At 49.0% G+C, this 23,730-nt stretch carries 26 protein-coding genes and 1 pseudogene; 4 read left to right on the top strand and 23 right to left on the bottom strand.

Annotation, left to right across the window (positions count from 1 at the left end; translation table 11 throughout):
• Nucleotides 1-130: 130 nt before the first annotated feature.
• Nucleotides 131-1,117 carry a Gfo/Idh/MocA family protein gene (locus tag ADU24_RS02050; RefSeq protein WP_156324662.1) on the bottom strand — a complete coding sequence of 329 codons (987 nt, stop codon included), beginning with the start codon at nt 1,115-1,117 and terminating at the stop codon, nt 131-133.
• Between the two features lie 180 nt (nt 1,118-1,297).
• Here ADU24_RS02050 and ADU24_RS02045 point away from each other — a divergent pair, with 180 nt between their 5' ends.
• On the top strand, nt 1,298-2,956 hold the full coding sequence (locus tag ADU24_RS02045) for a glutamine--tRNA ligase/YqeY domain fusion protein (RefSeq protein ID WP_053365072.1): 1,659 nt from the start codon (nt 1,298-1,300) through the stop codon (nt 2,954-2,956).
• A gap of 156 nt (nt 2,957-3,112) precedes the next feature.
• Here the strand turns inward: ADU24_RS02045 and ADU24_RS02040 are convergent, their stop codons facing one another.
• The 4 genes and pseudogenes from ADU24_RS02040 to ADU24_RS02025 form a co-directional block, all read right to left on the bottom strand.
• The gene (locus tag ADU24_RS02040) at nt 3,113-4,306 is read right to left on the bottom strand and encodes an ABC transporter permease (protein ID WP_053365071.1); all 1,194 of its coding nucleotides are present in this window, start codon (nt 4,304-4,306) and stop codon (nt 3,113-3,115) included.
• Nucleotides 4,307-4,446: 140 nt separating this feature from the next.
• Nucleotides 4,447-5,115 (bottom strand): annotated as a pseudogene (locus ADU24_RS02035) (ABC transporter ATP-binding protein); the annotation flags it as partial.
• On the bottom strand, nt 5,112-6,239 hold the full coding sequence (locus ADU24_RS02030; protein WP_053368733.1) for an efflux RND transporter periplasmic adaptor subunit: 1,128 nt from the start codon (nt 6,237-6,239) through the stop codon (nt 5,112-5,114). The gene ADU24_RS02030 and the pseudogene ADU24_RS02035, both read right to left, overlap by 4 nt.
• On the bottom strand, nt 6,239-6,907 hold the full coding sequence (locus tag ADU24_RS02025; RefSeq protein ID WP_053365070.1) for a Yip1 family protein: 669 nt from the start codon (nt 6,905-6,907) through the stop codon (nt 6,239-6,241). Before ADU24_RS02025 ends, ADU24_RS02030 begins: the two co-directional genes overlap by 1 nt.
• A gap of 253 nt (nt 6,908-7,160) precedes the next feature.
• Here ADU24_RS02025 and ADU24_RS02020 point away from each other — a divergent pair, with 253 nt between their 5' ends.
• On the top strand, nt 7,161-8,432 hold the full coding sequence (locus tag ADU24_RS02020; protein WP_053365069.1) for a purine/pyrimidine permease: 1,272 nt from the start codon (nt 7,161-7,163) through the stop codon (nt 8,430-8,432).
• A 91-nt stretch (nt 8,433-8,523) separates the two neighbouring features.
• Here ADU24_RS02020 and ADU24_RS22455 read toward each other — a convergent pair whose 3' ends face one another.
• The 6 genes from ADU24_RS22455 to ADU24_RS01995 all read right to left on the bottom strand — a co-directional run bounded on the left by ADU24_RS22455 (nt 8,524) and on the right by ADU24_RS01995 (nt 12,062).
• Nucleotides 8,524-8,700: a DUF4083 family protein gene (locus ADU24_RS22455; RefSeq protein ID WP_197277458.1), complete on the bottom strand. Its 177-nt coding sequence runs from the start codon at nt 8,698-8,700 to the stop codon at nt 8,524-8,526.
• 95 nt (nt 8,701-8,795) lie between these two features.
• Nucleotides 8,796-9,410, bottom strand: coding sequence for a hypothetical protein (locus ADU24_RS02015; protein ID WP_053365068.1), 615 nt, complete (start codon nt 9,408-9,410; stop codon nt 8,796-8,798).
• A complete protein-coding gene (locus tag ADU24_RS02010; RefSeq protein WP_331457033.1) occupies nt 9,385-9,963 on the bottom strand; it encodes an RNA polymerase sigma factor in 579 nt (192 codons plus the stop codon). The genes ADU24_RS02015 and ADU24_RS02010 overlap by 26 nt, the downstream gene beginning before the upstream one ends.
• A gap of 201 nt (nt 9,964-10,164) precedes the next feature.
• Nucleotides 10,165-10,704, bottom strand: a complete 540-nt coding sequence (locus tag ADU24_RS02005; RefSeq protein WP_053365067.1) for a histidine phosphatase family protein — start codon at nt 10,702-10,704, stop codon at nt 10,165-10,167.
• A 45-nt stretch (nt 10,705-10,749) separates the two neighbouring features.
• Nucleotides 10,750-11,445 (bottom strand): hypothetical protein, encoded by a 696-nt coding sequence (locus ADU24_RS02000; protein WP_053365066.1) that lies wholly within the window; start codon nt 11,443-11,445, stop codon nt 10,750-10,752.
• Complete coding sequence (locus ADU24_RS01995; protein ID WP_053365065.1) at nt 11,442-12,062, bottom strand: TetR family transcriptional regulator; 621 nt, start codon at nt 12,060-12,062, stop codon at nt 11,442-11,444. Before ADU24_RS01995 ends, ADU24_RS02000 begins: the two co-directional genes overlap by 4 nt.
• A gap of 294 nt (nt 12,063-12,356) precedes the next feature.
• On the opposite strand from ADU24_RS01995, the gene ADU24_RS01990 reads away from it, so the two are divergent.
• Together ADU24_RS01990 and ADU24_RS01985 are read left to right on the top strand one after the other, a co-directional pair.
• Complete coding sequence (locus tag ADU24_RS01990; protein ID WP_053365064.1) at nt 12,357-12,710, top strand: DUF485 domain-containing protein; 354 nt, start codon at nt 12,357-12,359, stop codon at nt 12,708-12,710.
• The gene (locus tag ADU24_RS01985) at nt 12,707-14,233 is read left to right on the top strand and encodes a solute symporter family protein (RefSeq protein WP_053365063.1); all 1,527 of its coding nucleotides are present in this window, start codon (nt 12,707-12,709) and stop codon (nt 14,231-14,233) included. The genes ADU24_RS01990 and ADU24_RS01985 overlap by 4 nt, the downstream gene beginning before the upstream one ends.
• 516 nt (nt 14,234-14,749) lie before the next feature.
• On the opposite strand, the gene ADU24_RS01980 is transcribed toward ADU24_RS01985, so the two are convergent.
• The 12 genes from ADU24_RS01980 to ADU24_RS01925 form a co-directional block, all read right to left on the bottom strand.
• Nucleotides 14,750-15,310 (bottom strand): maltose acetyltransferase domain-containing protein, encoded by a 561-nt coding sequence (locus ADU24_RS01980; protein WP_053365062.1) that lies wholly within the window; start codon nt 15,308-15,310, stop codon nt 14,750-14,752.
• Complete coding sequence (locus ADU24_RS01975) at nt 15,307-16,674, bottom strand: PAS domain-containing sensor histidine kinase (RefSeq protein ID WP_053365061.1); 1,368 nt, start codon at nt 16,672-16,674, stop codon at nt 15,307-15,309. Before ADU24_RS01975 ends, ADU24_RS01980 begins: the two co-directional genes overlap by 4 nt.
• Before the next feature lie 12 nt (nt 16,675-16,686).
• Entirely contained in the window at nt 16,687-17,142 is a 456-nt protein-coding gene (locus ADU24_RS01970; RefSeq protein WP_053365060.1) for a GAF domain-containing protein, read from the bottom strand.
• Between the two features lie 14 nt (nt 17,143-17,156).
• Nucleotides 17,157-17,810 carry a response regulator gene (locus ADU24_RS01965; RefSeq protein ID WP_053365059.1) on the bottom strand — a complete coding sequence of 218 codons (654 nt, stop codon included), beginning with the start codon at nt 17,808-17,810 and terminating at the stop codon, nt 17,157-17,159.
• 107 nt (nt 17,811-17,917) lie between these two features.
• Nucleotides 17,918-18,565 (bottom strand): sensor histidine kinase, encoded by a 648-nt coding sequence (locus ADU24_RS01960; RefSeq protein WP_053365058.1) that lies wholly within the window; start codon nt 18,563-18,565, stop codon nt 17,918-17,920.
• A gap of 26 nt (nt 18,566-18,591) precedes the next feature.
• Nucleotides 18,592-18,867, bottom strand: coding sequence for a hypothetical protein (locus ADU24_RS01955; protein WP_053365057.1), 276 nt, complete (start codon nt 18,865-18,867; stop codon nt 18,592-18,594).
• Nucleotides 18,854-19,168: a hypothetical protein gene (locus ADU24_RS01950; RefSeq protein ID WP_231689548.1), complete on the bottom strand. Its 315-nt coding sequence runs from the start codon at nt 19,166-19,168 to the stop codon at nt 18,854-18,856. The genes ADU24_RS01955 and ADU24_RS01950 overlap by 14 nt, the downstream gene beginning before the upstream one ends.
• Nucleotides 19,165-19,365, bottom strand: a complete 201-nt coding sequence (locus ADU24_RS01945; RefSeq protein ID WP_053365056.1) for a hypothetical protein — start codon at nt 19,363-19,365, stop codon at nt 19,165-19,167. Before ADU24_RS01945 ends, ADU24_RS01950 begins: the two co-directional genes overlap by 4 nt.
• Nucleotides 19,355-19,879 (bottom strand): Rieske 2Fe-2S domain-containing protein, encoded by a 525-nt coding sequence (locus ADU24_RS01940; protein ID WP_053365055.1) that lies wholly within the window; start codon nt 19,877-19,879, stop codon nt 19,355-19,357. Before ADU24_RS01940 ends, ADU24_RS01945 begins: the two co-directional genes overlap by 11 nt.
• An 11-nt stretch (nt 19,880-19,890) precedes the next feature.
• Nucleotides 19,891-20,454: a 4Fe-4S dicluster domain-containing protein gene (locus ADU24_RS01935; RefSeq protein WP_053365054.1), complete on the bottom strand. Its 564-nt coding sequence runs from the start codon at nt 20,452-20,454 to the stop codon at nt 19,891-19,893.
• Entirely contained in the window at nt 20,454-22,658 is a 2,205-nt protein-coding gene (locus ADU24_RS01930) for a molybdopterin oxidoreductase family protein (protein ID WP_053365053.1), read from the bottom strand. Before ADU24_RS01930 ends, ADU24_RS01935 begins: the two co-directional genes overlap by 1 nt.
• On the bottom strand, nt 22,645-23,727 hold the full coding sequence (locus ADU24_RS01925) for a hypothetical protein (protein ID WP_053365052.1): 1,083 nt from the start codon (nt 23,725-23,727) through the stop codon (nt 22,645-22,647). The genes ADU24_RS01930 and ADU24_RS01925 overlap by 14 nt, the downstream gene beginning before the upstream one ends.
• Nucleotides 23,728-23,730: the final 3 nt, after the last annotated feature.

Genomic DNA, 23,730 nt, shown 5'->3' with positions numbered 1-23,730 from the left:
CTCCATTTCCTACCTATACATCCACTATAGGAAATGTTCTACGGAGAGTATGTGATCTACATAACACACCGCACAATGTCGGAAAACTGTCACATAGTGTTTGGTGTCCTTTTTGGTGCCGGCACCCTTGCTACTTTTTTTCTGCAGCAAAGCGGATTGCGTTTTCGTGCCTTGCTTGCTGGGTTATTTGAAGTACGGTGCGGCTTAGATTCGCTAATTCTTTGTATGCCCCGTCATCCTTCATTTCGATGATGTCGGCAAAACGGACGACTTCGTACATCATATCCTGCTCTTCCAGCCTTTCACCGAGATCGATACGCTCCTTTGTATGGCTGTCATGAAAGGAGAGAGTGGAGATTGGGGCTGAGTCCCCTAGTATAAACGTCCCTTTTTCACCGTGGATTTCACAGGGAATAGTTGAATCGGATATTTTCGAGCAAAGGATTGTGCAGACAAATTCAGGGTATTTCATGACAAGAGTTCCAGAACCGTCTACGCCTGTTGGAAGAATTACCGGTGAATAGGAAACTTTATCAGGTCTCCCAAAGAGGGCCACTGCCAGGGATAACGGATATACCCCTAGATCGACAAGTGCGCCCCCAGAATAGTTGGCCGAGAAAATATTCGGCTCTTCCCCCTTTAGAACGAGGTCGTAGCGGGACGAATAGGAAATATACGTTAGGACCGCGCTTCTCAGCTCCCCTGCCCGATGGATCTCCCGCTTGAGAATATCCAGGTTAGGCGAATGGATGTTGCGAATGGCTTCAAATAAATAAACGCCATTCTCCTCGGCAACCCGGAACGCTTCTTCTAGCTCCCCTAAATTAGAGAATATCGGTTTTTCACAAATGACGTGCTTTTTATTTTTCAAAAAAAGAATTGCTTGCTCATAGTGGAGCGAATTCGGCGATGCAATATACACCGCATCGATATCCCTGCTTTCCGCCATTTCATCAAGGCTTGTAAACGCCGCCGGGGCATTGTTTTCCTCAGCAAACTGACGGGCTTTTTCAGGGGAACGCGAATAAACCGCCTTCAATTCCATTCTGCCGCTCAGCCTTGCAGCTGAAATAAATGCTTTTGTAATCCAACTTGTACCAATTGTTCCATAGTTGATCATCCATCCAACCTGCTTTCCTGATTTTCTTTCATTGTAGCCTTAATCGCGGGCAATTTTAATTTATTTGCCAGAAACCGAAGCTTTCCTTATTAAATAGCCGGTTTTATGGAAAAATAGTAGTATTTATGATATATATACAAGTATCATTTATCGCGCTTTTGAAAGAGGTAGAAAACTGTGGACAATACGTCTAATTTTATCCGCGACATCATTATCAAGGATTTGGAATCGGGAAAACATAATACCGTTGCCACCCGCTTTCCCCCTGAGCCAAACGGCTACTTACATATCGGCCATGCAAAATCGATCGTCCTGAACTTCGGGCTTGCCGGAGAATTTGGAGGAACGACAAACCTCCGCTTTGATGACACGAACCCATTGAAGGAGGATGTCGAATACGTTAAGGCGATTAAAGAAGATGTCCAATGGCTCGGCTTTGAATGGGACAATCTTCACTTTGCGTCGAATTACTTTGAGGAAATGTACGACAGGGCGGTTCTTTTAATAAAGAAAGGGCTTGCCTACGTTGATGACCTTTCCGCAGATGAAATCCGCGAATACCGGGGTACTCTTACAGAGCCGGGGAAAAACAGCCCGTACAGGGACAGATCGATTGAGGAAAACCTGAATCTGTTCGAACGGATGAGGGCCGGAGAATTCGGGAACGGCGAGAAGGTCCTCCGCGCAAAAATTGATATGGCCTCGCCAAACATCAACCTGCGGGACCCGGTCATTTACCGGATTGCCCATGCGGAACATCACAATACAGGCGACAAATGGTGCATCTACCCAATGTACGCTTTCGCCCATCCGCTCGAGGATGCGATTGAAGGGATTACCCACTCGATTTGTACAATTGAGTTTGAAGACCAGCGTCCATTCTACAACTGGGTTGTCGAGCAATGCGAGATGGAAGCGACCCCGCAGCAAATCGAGTTTGGCCGCCTGAACATCACCAATACGGTCATGAGCAAGCGGAAGCTGAAGCAGCTTGTGGACGAAGGCTTCGTAGACGGCTGGGATGACCCCAGGATGCCGACGATTTCCGGCATGCGCCGCCGCGGCTACACAGCTGAAGCAATCCGCGCGTTTGTCCGGGAAACCGGTGTATCCAAGAGCTCAGGCGTTGTAGATGAACAAATGCTCGAGCATTTTGTCCGCGAAGACCTCAAGCTGAAAGCGCCGCGGACGATGGGCGTGCTGAATCCGCTCAAGGTGGTCATCACGAATTATCCAGAAGGCGAAGTCGAGATGCTTGATGCGGAAATCAATCCGGAAAACCCGGACATGGGAATACGGCAAATTCCGTTTTCACGCGAAATCTACATTGAGCAGGACGATTTCATGGAAAACCCGCCTCCGAAATACTTCCGCCTCTTCCCTGGCAATGAGGTTCGACTGAAGCACGCGTACTTCATTAAATGCGAAGAAGTCATTAAGGATGAAAACGGTAATGTAATCGAGCTTCGCTGCACGTACGACCCAGAAACGAAAAGCGGCACCGGATTTACCGGCCGGAAAGTAAAGGGGACAATCCACTGGGTTGAAGCAACCCAGGCTGTACCCGCCGAATTCCGCCTGTACGAGCCGCTCATCCTGGACGAAAACGGCGAGGAAGACGGCGAGGATGAATCCAAAACGTTCCTGGACAAGGTAAACCCGAACTCACTTGAAGTTCAGCAGGGCTTTATTGAGCCGAATATGAAGGACGTAAAGCCGCAGGATAAATTCCAGTTCTTCCGCCACGGTTATTTCAATGTTGATCCAAAGTATACTTCACCAGAAAAACCGGTATTCAACCGGATTGTTTCGCTGAAGAGTTCGTTTAAGTTATAAACGAACCACCAAAATATTTACTAAAAAAACTCGTAGTAAATCCCCTTTCCACCCTGTTATGGCGGAAAGGGGATTTTTTGATTACACCCATATCACTAAAACAAAAAACCCCTCGAAACGGGGCTATTGCCGCAAAGAGAGGTTCTTCATCCACTATCATTCATACCGCAACGATTCAATCGGATCGAGCTTCGATGCCTTGTTGGCAGGCAATATACCAAAAAGGACGCCAATAACCATTGAGAACAGGACCCCGATGGCGACGACCTGCCAGGATATGAGGGACGGCCATCCGGCAAAAAAGCTGACCAAAGTCGCGATGCCCCAGCCAAAGCCGATGCCGAGAATCCCTCCGATCAGTGTAAGAGTGACGGATTCAATCAGGAACTGGGTCAGGACCTGATTCCTAGTCGCCCCTAGCGCCATCCGGATACCGATTTCCCGCGTCCGCTCGGTGACGGAAACGAGCATAATGTTCATAACGCCGATGCCGCCGACAAACAAAGAAATTCCCGCGATGCTTCCGATGATCAAGGTCATGATTTTCGTAACCTGCCCGACGCCAGCGGCGATTTCCTCCATATTGATTACCTGATACGACTTTTCGGTATTATGGAGCGTATTCAATGTTATCGCAGCTTTTTTGCCCGCTGCCTGGATTTTATCGGGATTGGCTGCCTGGAGCGTTATTTGCGTATAATCGGATTTCCCATAAAGCGTCCGCCAAGTTTGGAACGGGAGGTACACTTCCATTGATCCGAATGCAAACAGGCCCTCCGGCTTTTCCAATACTCCGATGATTTCAACCGGGTTATTGGCGACAAGGATGACTTTTCCGACAGGAGACTTCCCTTTGAAAAGCTCTTCCTGCAGTTTATGGCTCGCCAATGCCACCCTTCTGCCGCCAAGGAAGTCGGATGCAGAAAACGTTCTTCCTTTTTTCACCTTAAGCTCATGGAGGCTAACATACTCCTTCGTAATCCCGGTTGCCGAGACATCAATCACTTTATCCTGAAGGCGCGCCGAGGAAAACTGCGAGCTTGATGCGACTACCCGTTTTATTTCGGGAATCCTTTCAAGCGCGCGGATATCCTCCTGGGTAAACGGCGCCCTGCTGAACACGTTTGGGTTTGCGCGAATCTCTTCATCGGAAGGCTGGTAAAACACTTCAATCGTATTTCCCGGGCCGGTTATCTGGGTTTTCAGCATCGCCTCCCCACCCTGGCCAATGGCGACGACAATGATGACCGCGCCGACGCCGATGACGATTCCAAGCATGGTCAAAATCGACCGCATTTTGTGGGCTTTTAGCGAGCCGAGCGCCATTTTGAAGTTTTCCATCAAGCTCATCGGCTACCCCCCCGATCGTCTTCCAGCGCAAAGTTCCGAACCGGGACGGAACAATCTCCGTTGCCTGGTTCGCCGCAGATTTCTGCTTTATCTCCCGCCGAATCCACTCGCCTGTAGGAAAGGTCTGCCTGATTACCAGACGAACCTGCCGAAACGATTTCCCCATCACGAACTAGAATTGTCCTATTCGCATATTCGGCGATTTCCGGTTCATGCGTTACAACGACAACCGTGACGCCCTCATCATTCAATTTCCGGAACTGTTCCATAATCGTCCGGCTTGTTTTTGTATCAAGGGCGCCCGTCGGTTCATCGGCAAGGATGAGCGAGGGCCTGTTCACAATCGCCCTTGCAATGGCGACGCGCTGCTTTTGCCCGCCGGAAAGTGCGTTTGGCAAATGGCCCATCCGGTCGCCGAGCCCCATTTTTACAAGAGCTTCCTCGGCTCGCACCTCACGCTCCGCCTTCGTGACTCCTGCGTAAATCATTGGGAGCTCCACATTTCTTAACGCGGTCAGCCGCGGGAGGAGATGGAATTGCTGAAATACGAATCCGATCGATTCATTGCGGACCCTTGCCAATTCGGCATCCTTATAGCCCGAGACGTCCTCGCCACCGAGAAAGTAAGATCCTTCTGTTGCTTTATCCAGGCAGCCGATAATGTTCATCAACGTCGATTTCCCAGACCCCGATGGCCCCATAATGGCGACAAATTCACCGTCTTCAATCGTGACTGACACATTTTTCAGGACATCGATTTTTTCCGATCCGACGGTGTAGGATTTTGTGATCGATTTAAGTTCTATCATTTTACGGGCACTTCCATGCCGTCCTCAAGTTTTTCAGGCGGGTCGGCAACGGCATTGTCATCCACTTTGATTCCTTCAAGAATTTCCACTTTCGAACCGGACATGATTCCCGTTTTTACTTTCCGCTTATGGGCGATTCCGTTTTCGACGACAAAGACATACTGCGAATCGCCTTGGTCAACAAGAACAGAATCAGGAAGGACGATGGCTGTTTTTTGTTCCGTTTCAATTTCCATGATAACCTGGAAACCAGGTTTCAAAATGGGGTTCGGCCCTGAAAGCTTCACAATGACGGGATATTGGACGGCCTGGCTTCCCGTCATGGCCCCTTGTGATTCCGGCAGAGTGCTGACCTTTACTACCTCACCCGGCCATGACTCATCGGGCACCGCGTCCGAACGGATGGTTACTTTTTGCCCGGCACTCACCTTTAGCGTGTCGTATTCGGACAAAAGTCCCTTTGCGATAAGCCCTTCCATGTTACCTATTAAAATAATCGGGCCGCCCGCCGCTGTTCCCTGCATTTGGACATTTTCATTCACAAGAAGGACGATTCCGTCTATTGTACTTTTAATCTCCAATTCCGAGGTTCTTTTCCCAATGCTTTCCTTCTGCAACTCCGCCTGCCTGCGCTCCAGCTCCGCCACTTTCAGTTCCATCTCAAGCTGGGAGATTTGCGAAGCGATTTGGGCGGAAGCAGCCGGGTCCGGAACAGGTGACCCTTCCAGCATTTGCTCCTGGTCTTTCAAACTGTTGATCTTATCTTCAAGCTGGGCAATCTTCATTTCATTCGATTCAAGCGAAAGCGCATTTTGTTCTACCTCAAGCTGCAGCTGGGGATTCTCAAACCGGGCGATTGTGGTCCCTTTTGCGATGGATTGCCCTTCCTCAACAAGAATTTCCTTCAATGCCCCCCGTTCAGGGGACAAATACACTGCCTGTTCCTCTTCCAGGGCCGCGGTGCCTGGCACCATCAGGAAAGCGGAAATGCGATCTTCTTTTGCTTTTACTAGTTTTACAGAAGGGCCTTTTGCATAGACCTCGCGGTAAACGCTGACGCTGATCATCGATAGCAGGAGGACGACGATTACTGAGCCGATTAGCAGTTTCTTTTTCTTGTTCATCAAAGTTTAGGCGCCCCTTGCATTATAGTTCCAATCGCAGCCAGCCCAATTCCTAAAAGGAAAAAGACGATGGCAATCGCCCAGGCGAGCCCTTTTGGGAAGCGCGCCGTCCTGTACAGCCCGATTGCGGTCAGCACCATTCCCCAAATCGCGAATAATTCAATTGCGCCAAGAACCCCTGAGCTGCCTTTGCCGAGCAATCCGCCGAGGCTTGTAACATGGGTATCAGCGTCCGCCCCGATCAGGTACCCAACAGCCATATTGAGCAGATGGCCGACAGCGGCGACAAAGCTTATGTACGTATTCATTGAAAACAGCTGCCTGAATGTTACCTGTGTATCTGCGACTTTTGCCACAGCCATCTGGATGGCACTTAAAATAAGCGCGCCAATCGCCGGCGAGAAAATCCCTGTCGCAACCATCGCAATCCGTGAAAAGCCAAGGATCATTTCCGCATCCTCTTCCGGCACCCCTTGTTTGATGAGCGTCCCCGCATCCATCATCAACGCCATCAGGCCCATTCCAATCGCATTGACAACCCCGACAATCAGGAGCGGCACCCAGATTTTCGGATTTGTCCTGATCCTATCAAACTGCTCTCCCGGGCTCGTAAAAATACCGAATAATGATGGCGGCCTCGTTGTATTCGTTTCAATTTGAGTTTCCATTTGTTGTTCCCCCTTTTTTCTCTTACGGAAAACTTACCATATAAAGGTAGTTAGTTAAATAGATATGGGCTGTTTCCCAAAATTTTTATATACTGGGTAAACGTCTGGACAACCGAATAGTTTCAACCTTCTGTTTTCTGGAAAATAACCAGTTCAACGGGTTTGCAGCCCAGGGCACTGTTGACCCTACCTTTAAAACTATGTTATTTTCTTAATGCCATCTTGAGAAAAGACAAACAAAGGAGCCTTTACTTTGAGGAAAATAATTGCCTCGGTCCAATGGTTTTTATATATCGTTTCGAGCAGCATCGTTGTGCCCGTTTCAGTCGGGGCGCTATATGGAATGACGGGCCAAGACTCAATTGATTTCATCTCCAGAACTTTTTTTGTTCTCGCTTTAACCGGTCTATTGCAAGTCATTTTCGGCCACAGACTGCCAATCAACGAAGGACCCGCAGGATTGTGGTGGGGTTTTTTCATTTTATATGCCGGGATCGGAACGTCCCTTTACGGCTCCGCGCATGAAACACTGAAGGTAATGGAGTTTTCGCTGCTCATCAGCGGGATAATCGCCATTCTAATGACATCACTCGGACTTGTGGCCCGTTTGTCGAAACTGTTTACTTCCACCGTTATCGGTACTTACCTGATATTACTGATCGTCCAGCTGAGCGGTTCTTTTTTAAACGGAATGCTAGGGGTTACATCTAAAGGCGCTGTCAGCCTAAAAATTCTGCTCGTATCCACTATTACTGCGGTTCTTTCTTTTGCTCTCAGCCGCAGCAAATTGCTTGGCCAGTTCAGCATCATCATAAGCCTAGGCGCCGGCTGGGCATTCTACACACTGTTGGGGATCGACTCACAAGCTGGTGCAAAAACGGACCATATCTTACAGCTTCCATCCATGTTCGTGTTTGGCGGACCAAGAATTGAGCCTGGAATGCTGCCGATTATCTTCATGATTACGATTCTTTTGATCACGAACATGATCGCAAGCATAAAGGTTGTCGAGAAGGTCATGCAGACCCATACCGAATTACCGCTCAAGCCGAATTCCATGAAAGCGGGAATTGCCATGGGCGTCAGCCAAATGCTTGGCGGGCTATTTTCCACTATGGGCACAGTGGCCATTTCGGGCGCTGCCGGCTTTATCCGGACGAATAAAATTTTCACAAGAGGCCCGTTTATCATCGGTTCTGTCCTTGTTCTTACCGCGAGCCTGTTTTCACCGATTATGGCATTTTTCTCAACACTTCCGGTTGCGGTAGGCTATGCGGCTATCCTGCCGGTTTATGTGGAAATTTTAACGCTTGGCTTGAAGGAACTCTTTCATAGCAGGGATGCCGAGAAGGTGATTAAAAAAGCAACCATCCCTTTATTCACAGGCATCGGCTTAATGTTTATCCCGCTTGATTCGTTTTCGGCACTGCCGCCACTTGCCGTCACCCTGTTAAGCAACGGGCTGGTTGTCGGCACGTTGCTTGCCCTTGCCATTGAGGTGTTTTCAAGGAAAAGCGCTGCATGATAAAGGGGCAGGCAGATATTTAGCCACAGAAAAAGCCCGGGCGTTACCGGGCTTTCTTAACTCATTATCAGCTTCGGTATACCCTCAGTTTTTATGTCTTCTGTTTTTCCAGCAACTCAATAATGTGGTCGAGTTTTTTGGCGATTTCAACATTTGAATCGGTCCGGATCTTTTGATTCCGCAGCAATCTACTTATAAACAACCCCAGGGACACGAAAAGTAGCAGCGTAAAAACAAGGGGCAGCAATTGAAAAATGACATCACCCATCTTCATTCCCTCCCTTTTTACTATTTAACGTCCTGGAAGCTGTTTAGTTTCGCCTTTTGGAAGAAAATTCTTTATTCTTATTCCGAAGTTGGAAACTACTCTCCAAGCTTTTCCCCAGTAATAATTTCGTACATTGCAGCCGAAGCTTCCTCCGACAATTTCGTATATTTGTTTCCACCATCAATGATGATTTCAAGACTGCCACTCCCAGGCCCCCGCCAGACGAAATAATGATTGTTCAGCTTATAATCAGGCTGGGTGGCCATTTGCATTTTCGCATCTTCCCAATCGGCAGCCTCCAAAATTTCAGCCACCTTGTCAATTTTCGCCTGTTCGGTAATTTCCTCCTTCGCTCCGTCCCTCGTTTCAACAACCAATTTGCCGCTAGGTTTGAACTCCCTTTCATAAGCAGCCCTATCCTGCGCACTATCCGCATCACTCTTGCTCCCCGACATTTTTGACGAGTCACCTGAATTAAACTGCGGCCCCATCGAGAACCCGAAAAACAGCATAAGGCAAAGTACCGCGGCTCCCGCCATTCCCATTGCTGTCTTTTTCAGAACCGAACTCCATCTTTCCCTTCTGTCGAGCGCCGCGGCCTTATTCACTAGACGCTGATGGATTTCATTGAACGAATTCGGATTCATTTTTTTAGAAGGAAGGCTATTCAATTGTAATTCCAACTCACGAAATTCGTCCTGGCTGTTCACCGTGGCCACCTCCTTTTTGCTTCCTGAGCGCTTTCAAGGCACGATAATAATTCGTCCTGACCATATCCTCGGTCCATTCCAGGACAGCGGCGGTTTCCGCCACGCTTAACTCCTTGATTCCGCGAAGAATCACGACTTCCCGGTAATTTTGTTTCAGCCCACGGATTGCCGCCAGCAGCTCCTCTGCCTGCTCATTCCCCTCGAAAATCGTCTCGGGCGTTTCACTGTCCACCCCTTCATTCGATTTATCAAAACGGGCTATTTTATCCCATATCCTGTTTTTCTTTTTCCGTGCCTCATCAATTGCGAGGTTTCGGGCAATCGCAAACAGCCATGTCTTCGGGCTCGAATTGTAATTGAACCGCTCCAATCCCTTTAGCGCCTTGATGAACGTCTCCTGGACCAGGTCCTCCACATCGCGTTTCCCCGTATAGTAAATCAAAAAATTGTACACATCATGGCTGTATTGCCGGAACCACTCTGAAATGATTTCTTTCCTCGACATCGGCTTTCCTCCGCTTTCCCTCATATAGTAGACGGAACCATGCTCCATTTGTGGCATCCTTGTTGATTTCCATATTACCTAATTTTAACTGTAAAAATAAGAGCCATGATATTCTTTTTACAAAAAAAGCCTCTGTCATCAAAAAGAGTTGCGCCAATGGAAGAATAAATGCCATGATTACACGCTAAAACCACAAAAAACCGGGCTGAAACCCGGTCCCGTTCTTCCTATCCAAGTCTTCTGAAGCTATCATTCCCAAACTCTCTTAATCTCCGGAGTCGCACTTTTATATCCAATTTCATATACATCCGGATTCGAGAGGGCCTTCCACTGTTCAAACCCATAGCTCTCGTCATAATGGTTGAGAATCAGTGCCATCAGATTGCCATGCGTGACAATTGCCGCATTTTCACAGTTCTTTCTTAAGACATCGTTAATGGCGGCAATGCCTCGTTTCCCCGCGTCAGCTCCGGACTCCCCGCCTTCAAAAGCGAGGGCCGGATTATTGAAGGACTTTTTCAGCATATTGAGCCAGTCCTGATGGGGCTCTCCCGACAGTACCCGCTCCGAAAGCCGTTCGTCCGTTTCGATATCCATTCCTGCTTCCTTCGCAAAGGGCCTTATGGTGGCAACTGCCCTTTCAAAAGGGCTTGAAACGATATGGCCGATTTGATTATTTTTCAGAAATGCCGCAAGTTCTCTTGCCTGGTTTTCACCGGTCTCGGTTAGCCTGGCTTCCCGTTCCTGTCCTTCCGCCTGGCAGTGGCGAATCAGGTAGATTTTTTTCACCAGCCCATTCCACCTTCCATTAAAATAGCGCCTACCGCATCCCAGCTAATTCAGCGGGATTCGCTTATCTAACGGCGCTTCCATTGAACTATTCTTTTTTAAAAGGACACGTCCCATCATGATGAACCAGACAGGAACCGCGGCCAATCCGCCAAGCCCCATGCCAATCATCGTCAGGAAGGATACCCCGGAGACATTTCCCAACACAGTAATAATAAAGCAAGAACCTCCAACGAAACCGAAAACGGACAGGAGCTTCATGCCCCCTGATTTCAAGGTAAAATAACTAACCGTGACAATCCAAATACCAACAAACCCGAAATCAATCCAGCCCTGTGGACTTAATTCAACCAGCCCCACCCAGGCCATCACAATGGTATCGAGGGTCTCGCCGCCTTTTTCCACCGCCGCATGGCTTAGTTCATGATCAAGCCCTACCTGGCGAAGATTATTAAGCGCAAGAATCGCAAATCCAATGATCGCCATGACCTTTGTATAAGGATACCATTCACTCCACTTCGTCTGGCCTTCAAGCTTATTCGATACGGCCAGCACCGCCATTATCCCAAACAGCCCAAGAAATCCAAGAACATAATGGACTGCAATCAATCGGTTCATATAGTGCACATGGTCAATGACCGAATTCTCGCCCGGGGGTGCCGATAAAACAAGCACGACTGTCAACAGGTACAGCAGGCCAATCACGATTGCCGAAATTCCGCCCAACCTCGTTTTTTTCATATAGAACCTCCATTCATATCGTTCAGTTCCTTCTGCAAATACGATTTTAATACTTCAAATTGCCCTTTGACTTCAGCCTTTTCAGGACCAAGCTGGAAGGCCGTTACATAGATTCCATCACAGAAGGTAATGATGGATTTCGCGATTGCCTCAGGAGCCATGAGCGGCCTGAACTCGCCTTCGCCAATTCCCTTCCGGATAATCGCGGCGAAAGCGGACACGCCTTCTTGCACCCGCTTCTCAAGCATCGGTAAATGCTTTTTGGATTTCCAGCCGATTGTAAAATAGTACTCGTATATAGCGTGGACGAGTTTGTTCTTTTGGTTCGCAATTTCATCTTCAATTTCATTCAGCATGTTCATGAGAGCTCCCCAGTTGGAGCCAGCCCCTTCACTTTTTAATAGTTGGCTGATTTCCATCCTGCTTAAAAGCTCAATGAAAATATCTTCGGTGTTCTCGAAATACGTGTACACACCCCCTCTGCTGATTCCGGACGCATTGATGACATCCTGGATTGTTGCGGCATTGAAGCCTTTTTTGATAAAAACCTCTTTTGCAGCCTCAAGAATCAACTTTTTGCGTTCCTCCCGGTGTTCTTCCGAAACAATCGGCGGCAAAGACAGCCCCTCCTTTTTAAAGAGTCATTAATGACTCTTATTTTCATGCTACCCGCGTGGAATGTCAACATATTTTTACATATAGGCCATATAAAGGTAATTTTGTTGCAGACTAGTAAATTGGTCCGTCCACCAACCATTTTTCATTAAAAAGGGCAAGCTTTTTCTATTAAAATTGTATTGGGAAAACTCTAAAAAGCCATTCTTGTTCAGAATTTACAAATTATTTTGATAGTTATATAATAACGTTGATATTATGACAATCTACTTTTTTCCACAAAGGAGGCATTCCCAATGGCATTGAAGGAAAGGCAAGTAAAGCAAGCAAATCTTTCATCATCCTCTTTGGACTATTCAAAAATCGTCCAAACAAAATCTTTTCAGCAGCTATTACGCGAAAAGAGGAAATTCTTGCTGCCAGCCAGTTTGTTTTTCCTGGCCTTTTACTTTACACTCCCTGTTCTGACAGCCTATTCCACCATTCTGAACAACCCCGCAATCGGCCCAATCAGCTGGGCTTGGGTGTTCGCGTTTGCGCAATTTATCATGACCTGGTCATTGTGTATCCTTTACACGAAACGGGCAGCCGGGTTTGACCTACTTGTCGAAGAAATTAAACAGGAAGTTAGACGGAGGGCCCAGCGATGAACAGTGTTGCGTTTTCCCTATTTTTGGCCATTGTTCTCCTTACACTCGTAATCACGTATTTTGCTTCAAAAAGAACGAAAACGACGAGCGACTTTTATACAGCCGACTCCAGCCTGACCGGATTCCAAAACGGGCTTGCCATTGCCGGTGACTATATGTCCGCCGCTTCATTCCTCGGTATTGCCGGGATGGTCGCGCTTTCCGGCTTCGACGGTTTCTTCTATAGCATCGGGTTTTTGGTCGCTTACCTTGTCGTCCTCTATCTCGTCGCTGAACCCTTAAGAAATCTTGGGAAATATACGATGGCCGACATGATTGCCGCCCGCTTTAAGGAAAAGAAAGTTCGCGGCGTCGTGGCTCTTAATACAATTACAATTTCGATTTTTTATATGATCGCCCAGCTCGTCGGGGCCGGAGCGCTCATTAAACTGCTGCTTGGCATTGACTATGTTTATTCCGTACTCATTGTGGGGATACTCATGACCGTTTATGTCGTTTTCGGCGGAATGACGGCGACTTCCTGGGTGCAAATCGCCAAAGCCGTCTTGCTGATGGCCGGTACGTTCATCATTTCAGTTATCGTTTTCGCGAAATTCGATTTCAGCGTGTTCAAAATGTTTAACGAAATGAAGACAGCGACACCGCTTGGGGAAGCCTTTTTAAATCCCGGCAATAAATTCAAGAACCCACTGGATACCCTTTCGCTGAACCTCGCCCTTGTGCTTGGAACGGCCGGACTTCCGCATATCCTTATTCGCTTTTTTACTGTCAAGGATGCGATTACGGCCCGGAAGTCGGTTGTGTATGCAACCTGGATCATCGGGATTTTCTATGTGATGACTGTATTCCTCGGCTTTGGGGCCGCGGCATTCGTCGGCTACGAAAAGATTGTTACTGCCAATGCTGCCGGAAATATGGCGGCGCCTCTGCTCGCAGAGGCACTTGGCGGGGAATTCCTGTTTGCATTCATATCGGCCGTCGCCTTCGCTACGATTCTTGCCGTAGTGGCGGGACTTGTTCTTTCCGCGGCATCCGCATTCGCGCATGACTTTTACGCGCATATTTTAAAAAAGGGAGAGGCAACGGAGAAGCAGCAAGTCAAGGTAGCCCGCTTCGCATCAATCGGGGTGGCGGTCCTGTCGATTTTGCTGGCATTGTTCGCCCAGAAGATGAACGTGGCATTCCTAGTTTCCCTGGCGTTCGCCGTTGCTGCAAGCGCGAACCTGCCTGTCATTTTACTGACGATTTTTTGGAAAAAATTCAACACGGCAGGCGCCATCACCGGGATGATTGTCGGATTGGGCAGCGCCCTGCTCATGGTGGCAATCTCGCCAAATATTTGGTCGCCTGAAGCCGGCGCAGCAATCTTTGTCGGCAAACCGCTCGTTACCCTGACAAACCCGGGCATTGTGTCCATCCCAATGGGCTTTTTAGCCGCCATCCTCGGCACCCTTCTCTCTACCAAGAAGGAAGATGCAAGGAACTTTGATGAAATACTAGTAAAAGCAAATACTGGCCTTTAGTAAAGAAAGCCGGCTGCGTTAACGTTAACTGCAGCCGGCTTTTTGGTAATAAAACTGCTATTCCCCTGCTCAGGCACTGTTTTAAGTGTTTAAAACGGCACCGATTGGCTTCGGTATCATCATCAAGACCGTTTCCTCTCGTAAACTTACTTAAAACGGTCTTGAGACTACCTGTCAAGACCGTTTCATCTAGTAAACTCACTCAAAACGGTCTTGAGACTGTTCATCAAGACCGTTTCATCTCGTAAATCCGTCCAAAACGGTCTTGAGACTGCCCATCAAGACCGTTTCATCTAGTAAACCCGTCCAAAACGGTCTTGAGACTGCCCATCAAGACCGTTTCACATCGTAAACCCAATCAAAACGGTCTTGAGACTGCTCATCAAGACCGTTTCACATCGTAAACCTACTCAAAACGGTCTTTAAACACCTCCTCTTCTTCCCCTTGCCAGAATACAAATAATAAAACGGCAGCCGATCGCACGCACAATGGCGTGTACAACTGCCGTTTCACTATTATTCCTCAATATATTTAATCACTTTCGCCGGGTTCCCGCCGACAACCGCATTTGCAGGGACATCCTTCACGACAACCGCCCCCGATGCGATAACAGCATTGTCGCCAATTACCACGCCCGGATTAATAACAGCCCGGCCGCCAATCCAGACATTGTTTCCAATCGTGACCGGCTTGCCGAATTCACGCCCCGAATTCCTCTCGGCGGCTCCCAGCGGATGGGTTGCCGTATAAATATGTACCCCCGGAGCGAGCATGCAATTGTCGCCGAACCGCACCTCGCACACATCCAGAATCACGCAGTCAAAATTGGCGTAAAAGTTATCACCCGTATAAATATTCGAACCATAATCACAACGGAAGCTTGGTTCTATGAAAGCATTTTTCCCAAACGAACCGAAAAGCTCCTGTAGAATTCCCGTCCGCTTCTCAAGCTCGGTTTCGGCTGTCCGATTGTACGCATTCGTCAGCCTGCGCGCGTTTAACCGCGCTTCGACTAGTTCAGGATCTGCAGGGTTATACATTTCCCCGTCAATCATTTTTTGCTTTTCTGTTTTCATATTTTCCACTCCTCGTTCAGCTTTGGAGAAACTGGCACTTCAAGGATGACCTTCGTTCCCTTTCCCGGCTCCGACACTACCTGAAGCTCGCCACCCGAAGCCTTGGCGCGTTCGTCCATGCTGAACAGGCCAACCCCGCGCTGGCCGCCGCTGACATCAAATCCCCTGCCGTGGTCCTCAATCAGGACGCGGACCGCATCATCGTATTCCCTTATTACAACAAAGGCCTCGTCCACGTCCGCATATTTCCGGGTGTTGGTCAGCGCCTCTTGGATCACACGGTAAATCGTCGTTTCCGTGCCTGAAGGAAGCCGCCGGCCAAGGACGCATTCAAAATGGACAGCAATTTTATAATGGTTCGAGTATCGGTTTAAAAAGGAGCGGATAGCCGGAACCAAGCCAAGATCATCAAGCACGGATGGGCGAAGCTCCCACGAAAGGTCACGGATCTCTTCGATCATTTCCATTGCTTCCTCCTGCATTTGGACGAGGAGCGGATGATTGATTTCCGACAACAGCCGATTAATCGTAATCAGATGGCTGTACAGATTCTGGCCGAGGCCATCATGCAGTTCACGCGACAGCCGTTTTCGTTCGTCCTCCTGCACATCGATGATCCGGGTCATCATTTTTTGCAGCTCACCCTCCATCAGTTTCCGTTCCGTTATTTCAAAGCGAATGGCAAGGTATTGATACGGCTTGCCCCCTTCATCCAAAAACGGGATGATCGTCGTATCAACCCAGTAAAAGCTTCCATCCTTCGCCCGGTTTTTGATTTCTCCATGCCACACTTCCCCTAATGAAATCCTCCTCCACAGCCGCGCAAAGAATTCCTTCGAATGGTAACCCGAGTTAATAATCCGGTGATCCTGGCCGATTAGTTCCTCGGCCCTGTATTTTGAAATCTCGCAAAACTTGTCATTCACATATTTAATCGTCCCGCGCCTGTCTGTTATCACAACGATTGCGGACTGGTCAAGCGCGAACTTGAGGTCGACCAATTCGTTAAGTGTTTGGGACAGTTCCTTGTCGAGCCTTTTCCTGTTTTTGATGTCCTGGATTACGATGAGGACAAACTTTTCCCCATCCAGCAAAAAGCTGTTCATACTGAAAAAGAGCGGAAATGTTTCCCCCTCTCCATTTCGTCCATATGCACCTGTCACAATTCCTTCCGAAGCGGTTCCCAAATCAATATCCGGCAGAAAATCACCAAAATAAAGCTCCTTTTCCTGGTGAACTCCTTTCCTATAGCCGAATTTTACCCGCGCCTGCTCATTTATGTACCGGMCCTTGCCGCCATAATCGACAAGCAAAACCCCATCCCCAAAATCATGTCTCCCTGCCAAACCGCCTTCTTTTCCCATAAAGAGCCCCCATCAAGTAAAGTAGATTTGCCCTTCAAGAATTTTCTCCAATGCCGCGGCCGTTTCCTTGACCACCAGGCATGATTGCTCGCTGAAGGAGCTTGCTGTCCTATTTCCGGCCAGCAGGACACCTTTTGGCATCCCCCTGAAAAACAGCGGCACCGCATAGGAGGACACCAACTTTTCGGCCAGCATGATCGGGTAATCGGTCACTTTGCCAAGGATGTTCTCCGGAAAATTATCGACGAGAAGCGGGCTTCCACTGGAAACCACCTTGCCGGCAACCCCTTTCCCGTACCGGACCGTAATCCGCTCGTATTTATCATTCAAATTGCCGGATGCGAAATGCCAGCGGATATCGAGGCCTACCCTGTTCTGGAGCGCGAGCCCGACAAAATCACAGCCAATCGCTTCCCGAAGCTGTTCGCATGTTTCAATGACAGGCTGAAGCCCCCTTAAGTTTTCCATGCCGGCTCACTCCCTTACAGGCCGTATCCCAACAGCCCTTTTTTAATGGCATATTGGACGAGCTCGGGCCTTGTTTTCAATTGCAATTTTTCCATAACATTCCCTTTATGCGTTTCAACCGTTTTGACGGAAATCACAAGCTGCTCGGCAATCTCCTTATTTGAAAAGCCCTTGGCAACCAAGGTCAGTACTTCCTTTTCCCTGTCGGACAACAGGTTGAATGTATCGGTGCTTCCTTGCCTAACCGCGCCCATGTATTCTTCCATCAGCCGCTTTGTCGCCGATGGATGCAAATACGCATCGCCTTTCGCCACAGTCTCGATTGCGGCCAAAAGCTCATCATGCGGTGCGCTTTTCAAAATGCAGCCAGACGCGCCAGCCTGGATTGCCCTGAATAAATATTCCTCGTCATCATGCATCGTGAGGATCAGGATATTGACTTCAGGCATCAGCTTCTTCAATTCAGACGTTGCCGAAAGGCCATCCTTGCCGTGGGGCATGCTCAAGTCCATGATCACAACATTCGGCTTATGCTCGAGTGCTTTTTGGATCCCTTCGTTTCCTTCCGAAGCCTCGCCAACCACCCTCATGTCCGGGTGCGCGTTCAAAAGCATTGAAAGGCCCATCCTGACCACCGCATGGTCATCTACAAGCAGGATGTTAATCAAAGCAACCCCTCCTTTACTCAACAGACAGCTTTTTAAGGCTTCGCCCAACGCTTCCGCTGTGCATTCCCTTACCATTGTCATTTTTTATAAAAACCGGGCCGGCTTCCTTAAAGCGGCAGGGTCAGTTCAATCAATGTCCCTTCCCCTATTGTAGAGGAAATATGGCAATTGCCGCCAGCGAGAAGCATCCTCTCCTTCATCGCGGCTAGGCCTGAGGACTGTATGGAGGTTTCGTCAAGATTGAAACCCTTGCCAAAATCTTTGACCGACACAGCCAACGAATCAGGCGACCACCGAATTCCCAGGCTGACATGGCAAGTTTCCGCATACTTCGCGATATTCGCGAGCGCTTCCTGGCAAACCCGGAACACCGCGATACGGCCTTTTTCCGAAATCGCCTGCTCCTCGCCCTCCACCTCGACATCGACAAGGATGCCGAATGTCGAAGTATACAGCCTGATATAGCTTTTCATTGCCGCCACAAACCCAAGGGTGCTTAAAGTCGGAGGATGCAACTCAACGGACAGAAGGCGAATCTCCTGGATAGTCCTCTCCATCAGCTGCGACATTTCGTTCACATACGCCTTCATCCCCGGATCCTTAATGGAAGCCTGGATAAACTGAAGGCCATTGAAGACGCTGTACAGATTTTGGCCGACCCCTTCATGGAGGTCTAGCGCGATCCTTTTTAATTCGTCTTCCTGGGAGTGAATAATATACGTGCTGATTTCCTTGTTTCCCGTTAAAGCCTCCATCCTGCTTCCTCCTTCTATTAATGCCTTTACCCTTTCACTCTCACCGAATAAGATAAGCCGCTCACCGCGTCAAACGCCGTCAATTCTTCCGCCGTACCACCAAACTCACTGGATACAGGCACGGCAAGGAATTTGTTTTTATCAAAATAAAACCTCACATGCGTCCCGTCCGGGCACATGAGGACATACTTGATTGACTTCCTGATGGCGGGTGCCTGCTCGCCGCCTTCCCTGTCCGTAATGGCCAGTTCGACATTTGCGCCTTCAAAACGTTTCAATTCCTTTAAATTAATGGGTTCCACAGCTGCCGCACCCTCTCTTGTTTGGATAAACAAAGATTTTGTAACCTTGCAGATAGTCCCAGAACCGATCGCCGGCATGCATCTCTATAAAGGCGATTCCCTCTTCCTCAGTCTGGAAGGGGCTCATTCCTTTGATTTCAGCAATGACCACATCCACCCCGTCCTCCTGCTTTTCTTCAAGATACCAGTTCAGCCGCTTCCCGGAAAAAAGCTCTTTCAGCAGGGAATCGACCTCAGGCGAGAATTTTCCTTCTTCTTTCCTGGCAAAAAACAGGTCGATGTACGTCTCGCTGTTCATCATTGCCTTTCACACTCCTGTTTCCGATCCCTTTTATAGATGTACAAAGCGAACGGGAAGAGCGCGATGTTCAACGCGCCAAAAATGAGAGAGTTGGCATAGTTTTCAAAAAAGTACTGCTGGACCATGAAATGGGTGCAGACAATGTTCATCATCAGGACAGCGCAGAGGATGAAGAAATTTGCTTTACTAGGCTTCATAACGTTTCACCCCTGTTGCATAGACTGTGCCTTTGTCGACCTTTACAAAGATCTCCGGAAGCGGCCTTCGTGGCGGCCCCGCGGTCGGCGCCCCTGTTTCAACGTCGAATTTCCCATGGTGGCACGGGCAAAGCAGGTCCTTCTCTGCTTTATCCCAGAAAACCGGGCAGCGTAAATGGGTACACGCATTTTGGTAAGCGACGAATTTTGTCTCCGACAGCCTGATCATAATCGCGCTGTCATGCTCGCCAGGGAATGAGAACTCGACTGCGTCCCCAACAGTGACTGAATCAAGGCTGGCGATTTTTTTGCGCGGATATTCCTTCTCGCCGAGGCCCATCAGTTCCTTCGCGGCCATTGCGCCCCACGGAAGGGAGGAGACGGCGAACACGCCCGCCGCGCCGACAAGTGTTTTCATGAAGCCGCGCCGATCCAGCTTCCGCTCGTTGTTGCGGTTAATATTATGTGTATAATTATCTTCTTCGAACGGGATTTTATTATTTTTCTCTGCCATGACAATCCCTCCTAAAACAATTTCGTGACGCCCTGCAGGATGCCAGGCAGGTTCACTTTGACGTTTGTTTCGCCTTCAAGGTACGGCAAGCTAGTCACCCATTTGCCGCCATTATCCAGATTGAACTGCTTTCTCTTCGAATCGATTTCCTCATCGGTCAGCCACTGCAGCGTGTTCGTCGGGCAGACACTCGCGCACATTGGCGGGATGCCGTCCTTCGAGCGATCGATGCAGAGGTCGCATTTGTACATCAGGTTCTGCTCCGTATCGAATTTCGGGATGCCGTATGGGCAGGCGATCGTACAGTTTTGGCAGCCGATGCATTTCTCGACGAGGGCGGAAAGGACCGCGCCCGTTTCATGGATCTGGATGGCCTGGGCCGGGCAGCTTCTCGCGCATGCCGGGTTCACGCAGTGAAGGCACATAAGAGGCATCGTCTGCCGGTCGACAAGCGGATTCACGTCATAAACGTAGTTCCGGTTCCGCTCTTCATGCCCGCCGCACTGTGTGCAAGCAGCAAGGCATGAGCGGCATCCTATACAGTTTTCTAGTTCTATATACAGCCTCTTATCCATTAGTGCACCTTCTTCATTTCGTGATTTGCGGCTTGCACCTTCTTGATTTGCGCGGCGCACGCCTTAAATTCCGGCATCCTGCTAATCGGGTCAAGCGCCGGGATTGTTAATAGATTGATAGACTTTTCATGCCCCCATGAATATGGGACAAAGACCGTATCTTTCCGGATTGCTTCTGTTATCTTTACCTGATAGACCGCTTCACCGCGGCGGGTATAAAGGAGAACCCGTTCCTCATGCTCGATGCCATACTTCGCAGCTGTTTCCGGGTGGACCTCGACGAAAGGATCCGGGCACATATCGTGCAAAAATGGAATTCTTCTAGTCTGGTTGCCTGATAGATAATGGTACACAACACGTCCGGTCGTCAGGCGAAGCGGGAATTCCTGATTCGGCTCCTCGGCCGGCGGTGTATATGGAAGGGCGAAAAGCTTTGCCTTTCCATCCGGATGGTAGAACTTTTTATCGAGGAACAAGTGCGGTGTCCCAGGGTCGTCCTCGCTCTTGCAAGGCCAGAAAACCCCATCCTGTTTTTCGATCTTTTCCCACGTTACCCCGGAGTAATCCGCAATTCCGCCTTTTGAAGCACGGCGCAATTCATTGAATATATCAAGCGGGGTCTTCAGGTGGGAAAAATATTGTCCCCGTCCCATCCGCTCGGCAATCTCGATTTGGATTTTCCAATCCGGCTTTGATTCCCCAAGCGGCTCCTGGGCGCGGTTTATTTTAATAATCCGGCCTTCAACATTCGTTGTCGTTCCTTCGTCCTCCGCCCAAGTAGTTGTCGGCAGGATGACATCGGCAAATTCAGCCGATTCGGACATATAAAAGTCGACACAGACCATGAAATCAAGATTCTTCATTTGTTCCCTTACATAATTCAGGTTCGGCGCGGATACGGCCGGATTCGAACAAAGCAGGTATAGTGCCCGGATTGTCTTATTTTCCATTAGGCCGAACATTTCATAAGCGGAAACGCCCGGGAGAGGCATTTCCTCCGGTTTAATTCCCCATACTTCCGCTACTTCCTTAACATGCTCAGGATTCGCAAGCTTACGGTATCCAGGAAGCGCGTCAGCCTTTTGCCCATGCTCCCGGCCGCCTTGCCCGTTGCCCTGCCCCGTAATCGTTGCGACGCCTGACTTCGGCCGTCCGATTTTACCAGTAACAAGTGAGATATTCACATAGGCGGAAACGTTGTCGACGCCTTTCTGCTGCTGCTCAATCCCGCGGGCGAACATGACGATCGCATCCGGGGCCTTTCCAAACAGCTCGGCAGCGCGGATGATTTTTTCCGGGGCTACGCCAGTTAGTTCACTTGTGTATTCAGGAGTGAATTCCTTTACGAGTTCCTTCAGTTCAGCAAACCCGTTCGTGTGGTTATTTACGAATTCCTCATCGGCATAGCCGTTTTGGATTAATAAATTCACAATGCCGTTTGCAAGCGCAAGGTCCGTCCCCGGCTTCAAGTCAAGATGGACATCCGCCCTCCTCGCAATCGGTGTTTCACGCGGGTCGGCAATGATCAGGTACCCGCCCCGTTCCTGTACGTTCCAGACGCGGAACATTGAAGTCGGGTGGCACTCGGCGGTGTTGCTTCCGGCAAGGAACAGGCAGTCTGTTTCATGTACATCCGTCCACGGAACAGTCGATCCCCGGTCAATCCCTAAAGAACGGTTCAAGCCGCCAGCCGCGCTCGACATACAGAAACGGCCGTTATAATCGATATATCTTGTCTGAAGGGCGACACGGGCGAATTTTCCTGTCAGGTAGCATTTTTCGTTCGTCATCGAAACGCCGCCATATACGGACAGGCTATCTTTTCCGTATTCATCCTGGAGACTTTTGAATTTTTTTACGATCAGGTCATACGCTTCATCCCAGGATGCTTCGCGGAAGCCTTCCTTCGTTCCCTTCAAGGACTTATCATCGCGAATCAAAGGCTTTAGAATCCGGTCCGGATGGTTGACCTGCTGGTAAGCGGTCACGCCTTTCGGGCACATTTTGCCTACCGTTACAGGCCAGTCATAGCGAGGCTCAACACCGATGATTTTATTGGTTGCTGTATTTACCCTCAGGTTCATCCCGCACTGCATCGCGCAATAGCTGCAATGCGTTTTAACGAGCGTTTCATTCGGATGCGTGAGGTTTTCAACTTCCTTGAAAAATTTATCCCGTTCGTTCCTGAACTCAACCTTTTGCATTCTGGTTGGCCTCCTTGACTTTCACTTGGTGGGTCGCAATTCCCGAAAACTGGGCGATCCGGTATTTCCGGCGGCACGGAAGGCAGAGCTCGGCAAGCTGGAAGCCTTCTTTTGACGCAAATTCCATATTGTTCATTCCTAGCACATCGATAACATCATTTGATTGTTCAACGGAAACGAACCCTGTTCCGCAAACCTTGCATTCCTTTGTGGCCTGCTCCGCATAATGCTCACGGTAGTTTCTTGCAAACACACTCAGCGGACGGAATGGAATGTGGGCTAGTTTTCCGAACGGGAGGTAAATCAACGTAACAATAACCGAATACTGATGAATCAGTGACATAACCTGATGGCCGAAGCCGTGCAGCGCAATGTTGATAAACGTAAGGGCAAGACCCGTAATTGACACAAACAGCAGAAGGTAGAGCGGCAGGAAATCGTAGATGAATGTCTGCTCTGCGCGGGCCTGCATATTCTTCAGGCGGCGGTACAGCGCCATTGAAACGCCAGTGATAACCATGAACGCCGAAATATTCAGGGCGTTATACGATAAAAACGCGATAAAACCATCAGCCGGAACCGTCATGATGTTCATTCCCATAAGGACGATTGTATACATGCCATTGTCCGCCATCGTAAAGTACATCCATCCGAAAACAAGCGGGAAAGTTACAAGGATGGCAATCACGCAACCCCAGCCCATCATGATATGCTGTGTCCAGCGGTACAGGCCGCGGTTCCAGATGAACCGGTATGTGACTAGCTGCTCTGTAGCCGTTTTAGGAGTCGTTTTTCTAAAAAGAAGCTTGATTCCCTTTTTAATAAAAATCTTTGTCGGTGGCCGTTCTCCCCAGGCGATGAACCGGTAGAAAAATCCGCCCAGGAAAACAATCGTCCCTACCATATATCCGTAAAGATTCAAATCAACGTGGGTAAACATTCTCGTACCAATGAAAGATAGAATGACAAGGCCGCTTACCGCCAGAAACATCGACTTTGCAAAATGAGATGCAAAAGCATCGTTTACAGACCGGCCAGGTTTTTTTACAGTTTCAAGTTTTGCCTGCATGGG

The sequence above is a fragment of the Bacillus sp. FJAT-27245 genome, from assembly GCF_001273955.1.
Lineage (GTDB): Bacteria > Bacillota > Bacilli > Bacillales > Cytobacillaceae > Bacillus_D.
The sequence above is the reverse complement of the archived record's forward strand: the minus strand, read 5'-3'. Positions and strand labels throughout refer to the sequence as shown.

Excerpts from the sequence above, each read along its gene's own strand:
- ADU24_RS01945 (WP_053365056.1), bottom strand. The coding sequence starts at position 19,365 with ATGAAGCCTAGTAAAGCAAATTTCTTCATCCTCTGCGCTGTCCTGATG.
- ADU24_RS02030 (WP_053368733.1), bottom strand. The coding sequence starts at position 6,239 with ATGAACAAGAAAAAGAAACTGCTAATCGGCTCAGTAATCGTCGTCCTC.
- ADU24_RS01940 (WP_053365055.1), bottom strand. The coding sequence starts at position 19,879 with ATGGCAGAGAAAAATAATAAAATCCCGTTCGAAGAAGATAATTATACA.
- ADU24_RS01950 (WP_231689548.1), bottom strand. The coding sequence starts at position 19,168 with ATGATGAACAGCGAGACGTACATCGACCTGTTTTTTGCCAGGAAAGAA.
- ADU24_RS01980 (WP_053365062.1), bottom strand. The coding sequence starts at position 15,310 with ATGAAAACAGAAAAGCAAAAAATGATTGACGGGGAAATGTATAACCCT.
- ADU24_RS01925 (WP_053365052.1), bottom strand. The coding sequence starts at position 23,727 with ATGCAGGCAAAACTTGAAACTGTAAAAAAACCTGGCCGGTCTGTAAAC.
- ADU24_RS01930 (WP_053365053.1), bottom strand. The coding sequence starts at position 22,658 with ATGCAAAAGGTTGAGTTCAGGAACGAACGGGATAAATTTTTCAAGGAA.
- ADU24_RS01970 (WP_053365060.1), bottom strand. The coding sequence starts at position 17,142 with ATGGAAAACTTAAGGGGGCTTCAGCCTGTCATTGAAACATGCGAACAG.
- ADU24_RS01990 (WP_053365064.1), top strand. The coding sequence starts at position 12,357 with ATGGCATTGAAGGAAAGGCAAGTAAAGCAAGCAAATCTTTCATCATCC.
- ADU24_RS01985 (WP_053365063.1), top strand. The coding sequence starts at position 12,707 with ATGAACAGTGTTGCGTTTTCCCTATTTTTGGCCATTGTTCTCCTTACA.
- ADU24_RS02010 (WP_331457033.1), bottom strand. The coding sequence starts at position 9,963 with ATGGAGCATGGTTCCGTCTACTATATGAGGGAAAGCGGAGGAAAGCCG.
- ADU24_RS02040 (WP_053365071.1), bottom strand. The coding sequence starts at position 4,306 with ATGAGCTTGATGGAAAACTTCAAAATGGCGCTCGGCTCGCTAAAAGCC.
- ADU24_RS01935 (WP_053365054.1), bottom strand. The coding sequence starts at position 20,454 with ATGGATAAGAGGCTGTATATAGAACTAGAAAACTGTATAGGATGCCGC.
- ADU24_RS02025 (WP_053365070.1), bottom strand. The coding sequence starts at position 6,907 with ATGGAAACTCAAATTGAAACGAATACAACGAGGCCGCCATCATTATTC.
- ADU24_RS22455 (WP_197277458.1), bottom strand. The coding sequence starts at position 8,700 with ATGGGTGATGTCATTTTTCAATTGCTGCCCCTTGTTTTTACGCTGCTA.
- ADU24_RS01960 (WP_053365058.1), bottom strand. The coding sequence starts at position 18,565 with ATGGAGGCTTTAACGGGAAACAAGGAAATCAGCACGTATATTATTCAC.
- ADU24_RS02000 (WP_053365066.1), bottom strand. The coding sequence starts at position 11,445 with ATGAAAAAAACGAGGTTGGGCGGAATTTCGGCAATCGTGATTGGCCTG.